Here is an 11348-nt window from a genome sequence, read left to right as displayed (position 1 = left end):
CGAGCGCACATGCGCCCGCCATCGCCGCACCTCCGAACACGCCATCGACCGCTCCTCCGTTGGGGAAACCGGAGACGGTCGGGAGAATCAGGTCAGGAAGGTAGGTGAGGTGGGCGGACGCTTACGGTCCACAGATTGCGATTGGCCGGGAAGTGGGTGCAGGAATCGCCTCCCGGGGCATTGAAGCTGCAGTCGAGCACCTGACTGTCGATCACATAGGTTTCTCCACGGCAGTCGTTCCACGTGAGAAACGGTAGGGCAGGGCAGCCGCCGTTGGGATACCCGCCGTGAAAGCAATAGCCCGGATAGACCCAGATCTGGTCACCGCTGCGGCGTGCGGATTTGAACGGCATGGTGTTCAAAGCTGAGCCATGGACGCGATAGCGCACCGCCGATGGCGTGCCGTTGACGAACAATATGCTGGTGACTTCCCAGTCGTCGCCATGGGCGCCGGCTCCGGCGAAGCCGCGCTGGCGGCCGTAAAAGACGTGGTAGTTGATCCAAACGCTATGACTGCCGCCGCCGTTCTCGGCGCGGCGGAACGAGTAGCTGACATACACCGGCACTCTTGCCGGCATCTGGCTCAAGCAGACCTCACGGTTCGCCTCGGACCAGGTCAGCGGAGTGCAGTAGCGGGTGAAGGTCTGCGAGAAGCGGTAGATCGGACGGTAGCGTTCGGCCAACTCTCGCAGTGGCGTCGCGTCCGCCTTGGCGTGAACCGCCTCGGCAGAGAGCGTTTCGTAAGCCGCATGAACGGCTTCATCGTCGTAACTGCCGTCCAGGTAGTGAGCGAAGCCTGGTCGAGTCTGCAGCAGCTTCTCCACAGCTTCGGCATGCGTCTGCAGAAATGCCGGCAGCGTGCTGAACGACTCCCTGTCAGTTTGCTCCGCGGTTCGGGCGTGGCTCACCGCCATACTGCAGGCGGCTATCAGAATGCACAGGCCGAGGCCTGTCTTGCATGGCGCGCTGCTCATCGTCATAAGCCTCTGTCGGAAGGTGACTTCGATCGCACTGCCGTTTGATTGCGGCAGGGCCCTGGTGGATCTGCCAGTGGCCTTGAGATGACGCCCTACGCACCGCCGACCCGACACCCTGGGCCATGAACTTTTTTGGACAGATCAATGGCGCGAACGTGAGCCTGCGTTCGGCTGACCAGCACGTGCAGGCCTGGTGCACAGTGCGATCGGCGCAAGGGCGTCACCGACGCCTTGGCCTGGCTTGCCAAGCCTATGGGGGACTCTTCGCCCGAACAGATTCCCGGAAGGTCTCAGCTCAGCCGCCGCAGCAGCCAGAGCGGTACGCCGAGGTAATGCAACGCCCGCGCGGTCCATTCGAGGGCTGAACGAAAGCGCAGCGCAGTGAAACAGCTGCGCCCTGCCTGTGCGTGTGCGCCAAAGGGGCGTTCGAGCCGATCGACGCGCTGCCGCCGGGTGCCGTGATGCAGCACGCCCTGCGCCAGCCTGAGCTTTGAATGCGGCCCGAGCGCCGAGCTCGGGCCCGCGCCGGCGGCCTCGCCCGAGGCGGGCGCGGTCGTCGGCCGCTCTATTCGAGATCCCGCATCACCGCCGCCGGAGAGTCCGTCAACAGCGGCCGCGCCGACAGATGACAGGCCAGCACCGCCAGCAGGCTGAGCGCGCCGAACGCGATCGCGAGATCCTGCAGGCCGAGGTTGACTTCAGGCAACCCGAGAGAGGGGCCCATCGCAGGCAAGACCAGTACGAGTGCAGCGATGCCCAGCACGCTGCCGAGGGCGATCGCGGTCAGGTTGCCTCTGATCAGCATCAGAACGATATGGTGGGCGCGCGCTCCGAACGCGAGCCGCGCGCCGATCTCGCTGCGAATCACCCGGGTGGTGTAGCGGACCATGCCGTAGAGACCCAGGCCCGCCACCAGCACCACCAGCAGCGAGATCATCGCCGAGGACACTGCGACGAGACGACGCGGCAGCAGCAGGTCGGATCCCTGTCGATCCAGATCGTCGTACAGGAATACCCCGAAGCCGGGATTGGCCACTGCCACGAATTCCACCAACTGCTGGCGGCTCATGGCCTGCCCCGGTCGGAATCGGAGGATGAAGTTCTGGCCGGCTTCCGAGGCCGGCAGGTAGATCCGCGGCGTGGCGGTTGTCGCACCCGGGTAGGCAAGGTCATCGACGATGCCGACCACCGTGTGCGCAGTTCCACCGCGCGACAGCTGAGTTCCGAGCGCTCCGCCGTCGCGCTCCAGCGTCAAGGCGAACACCGAGTTGACGAGGGCGACCGGATCGCTCTGCTGTACCTCGGCGGCGCTGAAGTCGCGCCCCGACACCAGTCGATGCCCGGTCATCCCGAGGTACTCCTGATCGATGCGCTTGAGCTCCACCGGATGCTGCGCACCCGACCGGCCCGCTACGACCGCCGACTTGATGAAGTCCTGCAGGGACGAGTGCGACTGGCTGACCCGTTCAACCGCCGGCAGCTCCGCCAAACGGCGCCTGATGTCGCCGAGCTGCTGTTCCAGCGGCTGCTCGCGGGCCAGTGCAGCCGATGTCTGATAGAGAAACAGACTCGCGCTGCGTCCGAGCTCGATGCCCTGCGCGTTGAGTGTCCCGTAGGCCTCGCGGAACAGGCCGAAACTGACCGCGATCAGCAGCCCCGCCGCCCCGATCTGACTGGCCATGAGTGCCATCCGCAATCGCCGCGAGACTTTGGCGGTGGTGCCCTGCCGGCCGTTGTGTAGGCTGGCGTTCGCCGTCGACCTCAGGCTCGCCCCTACCGCGATCCCGGCCAGCAGCAGTGCAAGTGCAAGCGAGGCAGCGAGCGTGAGGGCCGCCGTCGGCCAGCCGATCGACAGCTCGGCAAGCCGAGGCAACAGCGACGCCAGAAGATGCCGCACAAGCGCACATCCCGCGCTCGCCACCAGCACCGCCATCACCCCCACCGGCAGCATCAGCACGCCCATGTCGGCCAGCACCTGGCCAAACACATGCCGGTGGCTTGCGCCCAGAGCGCGCTGAATCGAGAACTCCCGAGTGCGTTCGGCCACCCGCGCCAGCAGCAGGTGAATGATGTTCACCAGGGTAATGACAAACAGCCCCAGCGTGCCTGCCAACAGCAGCGGTGCCACCTCGGCCGCATTGCCCGCGATTACCTGCTGTGCGGGCGTCAGCTCAACCCGCGTGGACCAGCCCTGACGGTCGCCCGCAGATGCGCCGACTTCTTCAGCCCAGCGCGTGCTCAACAGCTGGGAGAGGCGCTCGCCCACCTGCCGAGCGTCCGTGTCCGGCGGCAAACGACCGGCCAGCGTCAACCTGTCGGTGTTTGACGCCCAACCCCAATGCCGAGGCGACGGGTTGAAGGCCCAGGGCAACCACACCGCCGTGCGCTTGCCGGGGCCGTAGAACTCGGGCTCGACAAACTCGCGCGCGGTGACGCCGACCACCTCGAAGTCCACCCCTGCGGCGGTGCGGATGCGCAGGCCCAGCACGTCGCGGCGCAGGTCGAACAGATCGCGCCAGGCGGTGTGGCTGATCACGGCGAGCGGCCGCTGTTCGCCGCTGTCCTCGCCCGCGCCGGGAAACCGGCCCAGCGCCATGGTTGGTGCGAACAGCTCCGCATAGCCATCGCTGATGTAGCCGACTGTGACCAGCGGCTGGGCCGGATGCGAGGTCACAAGGTCGCGCGCCTGATCGATCATCACCGACGCGCTCAGGACGCCCTGCGACTCGCGATGAAGCAGCTCAATGGCAGGGTAGGAGAGATCGCGCGACCGCGGGTGGGCGATGTGATCGAGGATCAGCTGCTCGATGACCACCAGGCGCGCCTGCTCGGGATACGGCAAGGGCTGCGACGTGACCAGATGCGTGAACTGAATGGCGCAGACGACCACGCCGAGGGTCAATCCGAGCGCCGCTACGACCAGCGCGAACAGGCCCTTGTTCCGGGCATGACGGATCCAGGCGTGGCGGAGGCTTGAGATCAAGATCATGACGCGCTGACCTCGCGGCTGACTGAGGGAGAAGCGGAGCGAACCGGGCGATCCGGCCTCAACTCCGCGCGGGCGGTCCGATCAGTGCGCCGCCGCGCTGCCACGCAGTTTGCCAATCCCCATCCAGATCGCCACCAGCACTGCGCCCGCCGCAATGCCGACGCCGGCGTTGATGCCGAGCTCGGCCGGAAGCGCCCAGCCGCCGAGGCGGGGCAGGGTGTCCTGCACCCAGTGGTGCAGGGCGGGAATGCCGTGGACCAGGATGCCGCCGCCGACCAGGAACATCGCGGCGGTGCCGGCGACCGACAGGAACTTCATCAGCCAGGGTGCGGCGTAGAGGATGCCGCGGCCGATCGCCTGCTTGGCGGCTGAGGCGCGCTGTGACAGGTACAGGCCTAGGTCGTCGAGTTTGACGATGCCGGCAACCAGGCCATACACGCCGATCGTCATCACGATCGAGATGCCAACCAGGGTGCCGATCTGGCGGGTGAAATCCGCGGTGGCGACGGTGCCCAGCGAGATCACGATGATCTCGGCGGACAGCACGAAGTCGGTGCGGATCGCGCCCTTGATCTTGTCGCGCTCCAGCGCCACCAGATCGACTTCGGGATTGGCCACGGCCTCCAGCAAGGCCTTCTGGTCGGCCTCGATCTCGCGCTTGTGCAGCCATTTGTGGACGAGCTTCTCGACGCCCTCGAAACACAGGAAGGCGCCGCCGATCATCAGCAGAGGCACGATCGCCCAGGGCAGCAAGGCGCTGATGGCGAGCGCCGCCGGCACCAGGATGGCTTTGTTCACGGCCGAACCTTTCGCCACTGCCCACACCACTGGCAGCTCGCGCTCGGCGCGCACGCCGGACACCTGCTGCGCATTCAGCGCCAGATCGTCGCCGAGCACGCCAGCGGTTTTCTTGGTGGCGAGTTTGGTCAGCACGGCGATGTCGTCCAGCAGGCTGGCGATGTCGTCGATCAGGGCGAACAGGCTGGATCCGGCCATGGCTATCACGTCGATGGGGAAGGCGCGGAGTTTAAGGCGCCGCCCGGCCCGCTGTGTGGCCGCACGCTGTCGATGGCAAAAACGCTGACTCCTTTGCGTGCCCTCTGCTGCCGGCACTTCAGCCCGGGCGAGCTCAGGAGAGCGCAGATGCGACAGTCAGGCAGGGTCGGTTCAACTCGGGCACAACAGCGCAGCCGCGCGACGGGCGGCCCCGCGCGATCGATGCCGCCGCGGCTGTCCCAGTTCAGGCGCGCAACAGGCACGCTGCTGTTGGCCATGTGGCTGCTGAGCGCCTGCGGCATGGCGCTGGCGCAGGGTGGAGCGCGCATTGAGCCGTTGCCCGATCAGTTCACCGGATTGAACGACGCCCAGGGCGGCGGCCTCGGTGAGTCGGCGAGCTTTGACGGCCGCCAGTTCTTCACTACCGCCAGCTTCGAGGAGGGCAGTGAGCTGTGGGTCACCGATGGCACCCCGGCCGGCACCCGTCTGTTCGCCGATCTCTGCCCCGGCCAGTGCAGCGGCACGCCGACGAATCTCAGCGTGGTCGGCAGCCGTCTGTTCTTCAGTGCGCAGGATCTGCTGAACGGCCGCGAGCTGTGGGTGCTCGAGGCCGGCGCCAGCGCGCCGCGGCTGTTCGCCGACATCAATCCGGGCGTGGAGGGCTCCAGCCCCGGCCCGGTGCGCCGGGTCACAGTGGCGATCGGCGGGGTGTCGCGCACGCTCGACTTCGTGGTGGCGCGCAGCATCGGCCAGGGCTCCGAGCTGTGGCGGGTGCTGCCCAATGCGCTGCGGCTGGAGCACGACTTCCGCGCCGGTCGCGAGGACGGCCGCCCAACCCTGCCGGTCAACTTCGGCCCCAACCGCTTGCTGAGCACCGCGCTCGACAGCGCCGGTGCGCGTCGGCCGCTGCAGCTGATCTACAGCGGCGTCGACACGCTCGACCTGGTGTCGGCGGTGAGTGGTTTCCCCGCCGACACCGCCACCCAGCGACTGTCCGAGCAGGCCGCGCTCAAGCTGGGCGACCGCGCGTACCTGCAGCGCTCGGGCCTTGCCGGCAACCCCTCGCAGCTGTGGGCGTTGCGCGACGGCGGCGCGCCCGCCGACATCCAGCAGCTGCACCAGGCCAGTTCGATTCGCGAGCTGGTGGCGGTGGTTGGCTTGAACCGGGTGTTCTTCACCAGCAGCAGTGTGCTGCACGTCAGCGATGGCACACCCGCAGGCACGCTGTCGCTTGGCCTGCAGTCGGCACAGCGTCTGCTCGCGCTGCCGACCCAGCTGCTGCTGCTGGGTCGCAGTGGCGCGGTCAGCAACATCGAGCTGTTCCGCAGCACCGGCACCGTGGCCGGCACCGAGCTGGTGCGCGAGATCGTCCCGGGCGATGCCGGCTTCAATTCCTTCAGCCCGCTGGTGGCCAGTCGCGACGGCACCCGCGTCTACCTGGGCGCGAACGACGCCCTGTGGAGCAGCGACGGCAGCAGCGCCGGCACCGTGCTGCTCGACGTGCTGGCCGACGGCGCGATCGATGTGCTGCTGGCGGGCAGCGGACGCAACGTGTTCGCTTCGCGCGCGGGCGGCGAGCCGCACTTCAGCAGCGGCCAAGTCGGTGACCTGCGGCGCCTGGCCGAAGTGCGTTCGGACGTCGGCCATGCGTTTCCGTTTCCGGTGGATCTGGTCGGCGAACGCCTGCTGTTCAACGCGCGCGTCGATGGTGCCTCCCTCAGTGAGCTGCAGGCGGCGGACCCGGCCGATCTCGACAATCGCCTGACCCTGCTTGCGCAGAACGTGCGCCAGCGCCGCGGGGTGTCGCTGGGCAGCCGCCTGCTGCTGCAGCGCGCCGGCACGCGCAGTTTCGCGACCGATGGCTTGAGCCCCGTGCTGGAGGAGGCGACGCATCCGTTCATGAGCATCGGCCAGGGCTGCGGCGGACTGTTCGACGGTGGCCTGATCCTCGCCGATGACGATGACGGCACCCGCATCCTGCGGCTCGACGGCAGTATCGCCGGCAGCCTGCCCCTGCTGACGCTCAGCGCGGGCGCATTCGAGTACTGCAGCCCGCGCGATGTCAGCGACATCGTCACCCTTGCCGCCTTCGCTGACGGCTTCCTGGTGGCGGGAAATCCCGGCACGCCGAACATCGGCAGTGAGCTGCTGCGCTACCTGCCGCCGGCCAGCCTCAGCGCGGTGGCCGACATCAATCCCGGCCCTGCCAGCTCAAGCCCGAGCGGCTTGGAGCGCCTCGGCCAGCAGATGCTGTTCAGCGCTGACGACGGCATCCACGGCCGCGAACTGTGGATCAGCGACGGCACCGCCCAGGGCACGCGCCTGCTGCTGGACATCGAGCCCGGCGCCGCGGGCAGTTCCCCGCACGGTCTGCGTCGGGTCGGCAGCCGGGTGGTGTTCGCCGCGCGCACCACGCTGCACGGTTTCGAGCTGTGGAGCAGCGACGGCACCACCGCCGGCACCGTGCTGCTGCGCGATCTGTACCCGGGGCCTGGCTCGGGCATCGCCTTCACCAGCGCCACCGGCGGCATCCGCTCGCCGCTGCTGGATGCGAACGCCAGCCGCGCCCTGTTCGCCGGCAGCCCGGATCCGCTGAGCCTTGAGGCCGGCTGCCCCGTGTTCATCACCGACGGCAGCCCGGCCGGCACCCGCTGCGCGCAGAACCGCGATCTGCCGGTGCCCACGGTCGGCTTCAGCCCGGCCAGCGTGGCGCGCCTGCTGGACAACGGCGCGATCGCCTTCATCGCGCACGCGCCGCAGCTCGGCGAAGAAGTGTTCGCGCTCCGAAATCGCAGCCTGCTGCCGATCACCGGCGGCGATGTCCGCCCCGGGTCGCGCGGCAGCGCACCCAACACCCTGCTGGTGCGCGCCAACCAGGCCTGGTTCGGCGCGGATGACGGCAGCCGCGGCTTCGAGCTGTACCGGCTGGACCTGTCCGATATCGACGGAGTGTTCGCCAACGGGTTCGAGTAGGGCGCTGCACGGCTGCAGGCGCGGCAGGATGCGGCTTCAGCGCGCCGGGACGGTTCCGGCGCGGCAGATCGGCGCCTGTTCGCAAGCCTCCGGCCGCGCCATTTCCACGTCTCGCGTCGCCGATGGCAAAAGCGCCATCCGAATCCCGTGACCCTGTGCAAGGGGCGGCCGCCCCACTGGGTTCACTTCGGAGTTCTGGCTATGCAGCACATCCACATCGCGACTCGACCGGGTGCACTGCGGGTGCCGTTTCGGCACGCCGTTGCGGCTTCATTGCTCTGGGTCACGGCAGCACTGGGGCTCGCGATCGACAGCGCCCGCGCCCAGGGCACGGTCAATCTGGTCGCCGACCTCAACACCGGGCCGAACTCCGGCATCGACGGCGGGCTGGATCGCTTCAAGGCGGCGGTGTTCTTCGGCGGCCGCACGGTGTTCAGCATGCGCACGCCCGAGCACGGCACCGAGCTGTGGGAGACCGACGGCACCGCACTTGGCACGCGGATGCTGGCCGATCTGTGTCCGGGCCAGTGCAGCAGCCTTGAGAGCGCGCCCAACTTCTACGCCGAAGGCAGCAGCCTGTACTTCGCCGCCAACGACGGCCAGCACGGCCGCGAGCTGTGGCGGCTGGACGTTGCCACGGGCGCACAGCCGGTGATGGTGCTGGATCTCAATCCCGGTGCGGATGGTTCGAACCCCGGCAACTTCAGCCGGCTCAGTTTCAGCATCAATGGCAGCTCGGTGACGCGCACCTTCTTCAGCGCCGCGCGCGCCGATGTCGGTCAGGAGCTGTGGCGCCTGGGCGCATCGTCGTCGGTGACGCTGGAGCTGGACCTGCTGGCGGGCACTGCCTCGGGCTCGCCAAGCGACATCCAGGTGTGTTCGACCGGCCAGGTCTGCCTGCTGGCGCGTACGGTCGATGGCGTCAACGATGTGCGCCTGCTGACCTACAGCTCGACCACCCAAGTGCCGATCGGCGCCACCGGCGTCGGCGGGCTCAACATCAGCGGCACCGGGCGCAGCGTTGCCGATCTGCAGTCGCTGGGGCCGAACACCTTTGTTCTGATTCGAGACAACGTAGCGCTCGACGAACTGCGCGCGTTCGGCAACAGCGCCGCGAGCAGCACCTTGCTGCGCAGCTTCGGCAACGCCAATGGCCTGCTGACGCCGAACGTTTCGCTGTTCCGGATGTTCTTGACCGCCGACAGCCAGCTGTTCGTCAGCGACGGCACGGTCGCCGGCACGCTGTCGATCTCCAGCGCCAGCCCGGCCAATCTGGTCAGCCTGGGCAACCGGGTCCTGCTCACCGCCAACACCGCTGCCAGCGGCCGCGAACTGTTCAGCAGCGATGGCACCGCCGCCGGCACCGTGCTGCTGAAGGAGCTGGTGCCCGGTGCCGAAGGACTGCCGAATTCCAGCACCGTTTTCTTCATGAACCGCAGCGCCAACAACCTGCGGATGTTCCTGGGCTTCATCAATCCTGCGCTTGGCGTTGACGGGCAAACCCAGCTGTGGATCAGCGACGGCACGGCCGCCGGCACAGTCGAGATCAGCGGCAATGCGATTACCGATCCGGGCTCGATGGTGCTGTATCCGTCGGCAGGCATCAGCGCGTTGATCGGTTACACCCCCTCGCAGTTCGGCAACGGCGGCGAGCCGTACTTCACCCAAGGCAGCGCCGCCAGCACCGTGGCCTTGGGCAACTTCATTGGAGACACCGGCGACAGCTTTGCCAGCCCGATCGCGGTGTTCAACCAGCGGCTGTTCGTGACTGCCTTCCTCGGCGGCAGCAGCTCCGAGACCCTGGCCTTCCCGTTGACCGCGGGCGCGCCCGGTGCACCTACCCCCTTCCTGCGCTTCTTCCAGGCGATCGGCGAGTTCTTCGGTCGGCTGTGGATCGACACCAACGCCGGGCTGCAGGCCACCGACGGCACCCTGGCCGGCACCCTCGACCTCAGCAGCATCCGCGCACGCAGTGCCGACCCCAGCTGCTACGCGCAGCGCAACGGCCGGGTGTATTTCTACGCCGACCAAGGCAGCTTCGACGATATCGAGATCTTCAAGAGCGACGGCACCCTGGCCGGAACGGTCGCGGTGACCGAGCTGTCGACGCCGGAGGAGCGCCGCATGGAGAGCTTCTGCTTTGATGACGGTTTCACCCAGCTGGCAACCGTGGGCGACAAGCTGATGTTCGTCGCCAACACCGGCAGCAGCGGGCTGGAGCTGTTCGCGCTGGATGCCAACGACAACGCCGCCCTGGTGCTGGACATCCGCAGCGGCAGCGAGGGCGGCCAGGTGCGTGATCTGACGACGCTGCGAAATCGCCCCGGCCTGCCCGAAGTCGCTGTGTTCCGCGCCGACGACGGCATCTTGGGCGGCGAGCCCTGGGTCACCGGCGGCACCGCGCAGACCACTCAGCGCCTGCTCGACATCAACCCCGGCCCCGGCACCAGCGAGCCGCGCGAGTTCGTCGCGGCCGGGCCGCGGACGTTCTTCACCGCCTTCAGCCCGAGCAGCGGCCGCGAGCTCTACGTCACCGATGGCACCACGGCCGGCACCCGGCAGGTGATCGATCTGTTCGCCGGCGCCGGCAGTGGCCTGTCGGCGCAACAGCAGCAGCGGCCCTACCTGTTCGCCAACGGGCGGCTGTACTTCAGCGGCACCAGCAGCAGCCGGCCCAACTGCGCGCTGTTCGAGACCGACGGCAGCGCGGCCGGCACGCGCTGCGCCTATGACGACAGCACCACCACCCTGCGTTCGATCGGCCGCGAGCCGGTGGTCACCGCCAACGGCGCGCTGGTGTTCAGCGCGCACCGCTCGGCGCCGGTCAACGACGGCGAGGAACTGCGGGTGCTGTTCAACCGCCAGCTGCTCAACTTCGGCGGCGCCAACATCGCACCGGGCGCGGCCGGCAGCCGGCCCAGCGATTTGCTGGCTTCAGGCGATGACGTGTACTTCCGCGCCGACGACGGTGTGCAGGGTGCTGAACTGTATCGACTGCAGCTGGAGGATCTGAATCGGGTGTTCGAGGATGGGTTCGAGCCCTAGAAGCGTCTTGCCATGTGGCTGGCCGCGCTGCGCCTGGCCCAACGCACATGGCCGCGCTGGGCTTGGTACGCCCTGCGCTGCTGCGCTGTGCATAGGGTGGGTCTTGACCCACCGGCTCTGAATGCCGGTCCGTAGCGATGATCGAAGCGGCGATCTCGAATGCCGAGACGTTGGGCTGCGCTTGGCCCAACCTACGCGGTTTCGCGGAATGCCGCGCTGCGCCTGGCCCAACGCACATGGCCGCGCTGGGCTTGGTACGCCCTGCGCTGCTGCGCTGCGCATAGCGTGGGTCTTGACCCACCGGCTCTGAATGCCGGTCCGTAGCGATGATCGAAGCGGCGATCTCGAATGCCGAGACGTTGGGCCGC

5 protein-coding genes are annotated in these 11348 nt (G+C 68.0%); 2 read left to right on the top strand and 3 right to left on the bottom strand.

Annotation, left to right across the window (positions count from 1 at the left end; genetic code table 11):
- Positions 1 to 92: 92 nt before the first annotated feature.
- From ACIQ7H_RS12450 to ACIQ7H_RS12440, 3 genes are all read right to left on the bottom strand, one after another.
- Entirely contained in the window at positions 93 to 974 is an 882-nt protein-coding gene (locus ACIQ7H_RS12450) for a hypothetical protein (protein WP_395791905.1), read from the bottom strand.
- A 568-nt stretch (positions 975 to 1542) separates the two neighbouring features.
- On the bottom strand, positions 1543 to 3966 hold the full coding sequence (locus ACIQ7H_RS12445; RefSeq protein WP_395791903.1) for an ABC transporter permease: 2424 nt from the start codon (positions 3964 to 3966) through the stop codon (positions 1543 to 1545).
- 81 nt (positions 3967 to 4047) lie between these two features.
- Positions 4048 to 4962, bottom strand: coding sequence for a DUF808 domain-containing protein (locus ACIQ7H_RS12440; protein WP_395791901.1), 915 nt, complete (start codon positions 4960 to 4962; stop codon positions 4048 to 4050).
- 276 nt (positions 4963 to 5238) lie between these two features.
- Here ACIQ7H_RS12440 and ACIQ7H_RS12435 point away from each other — a divergent pair, with 276 nt between their 5' ends.
- Together ACIQ7H_RS12435 and ACIQ7H_RS12430 are read left to right on the top strand one after the other, a co-directional pair.
- Complete coding sequence (locus ACIQ7H_RS12435) at positions 5239 to 7935, top strand: ELWxxDGT repeat protein (RefSeq protein WP_395791899.1); 2697 nt, start codon at positions 5239 to 5241, stop codon at positions 7933 to 7935.
- Between the two features lie 201 nt (positions 7936 to 8136).
- On the top strand, positions 8137 to 10980 hold the full coding sequence (locus tag ACIQ7H_RS12430) for a hypothetical protein (protein WP_395791897.1): 2844 nt from the start codon (positions 8137 to 8139) through the stop codon (positions 10978 to 10980).
- Positions 10981 to 11348: the final 368 nt, after the last annotated feature.

The organism is Aquimonas sp. (genome assembly GCF_044377145.1).
Lineage (GTDB): Bacteria > Pseudomonadota > Gammaproteobacteria > Xanthomonadales > Xanthomonadaceae > Aquimonas.
Note: the sequence above shows the minus strand (reverse complement) of the source record. Positions and strands in the feature narration are given on the sequence as shown.

Bases quoted from the DNA above. Each gene is read 5' to 3' on its own strand.
- ACIQ7H_RS12430 (WP_395791897.1), top strand. From the start codon at position 8,137: ATGCAGCACATCCACATCGCGACTCGACCGGGTGCACTGCGGGTGCCG.
- ACIQ7H_RS12440 (WP_395791901.1), bottom strand. From the start codon at position 4,962: ATGGCCGGATCCAGCCTGTTCGCCCTGATCGACGACATCGCCAGCCTG.
- ACIQ7H_RS12445 (WP_395791903.1), bottom strand. From the start codon at position 3,966: ATGATCTTGATCTCAAGCCTCCGCCACGCCTGGATCCGTCATGCCCGG.
- ACIQ7H_RS12435 (WP_395791899.1), top strand. From the start codon at position 5,239: ATGTGGCTGCTGAGCGCCTGCGGCATGGCGCTGGCGCAGGGTGGAGCG.
- ACIQ7H_RS12450 (WP_395791905.1), bottom strand. From the start codon at position 974: ATGAGCAGCGCGCCATGCAAGACAGGCCTCGGCCTGTGCATTCTGATA.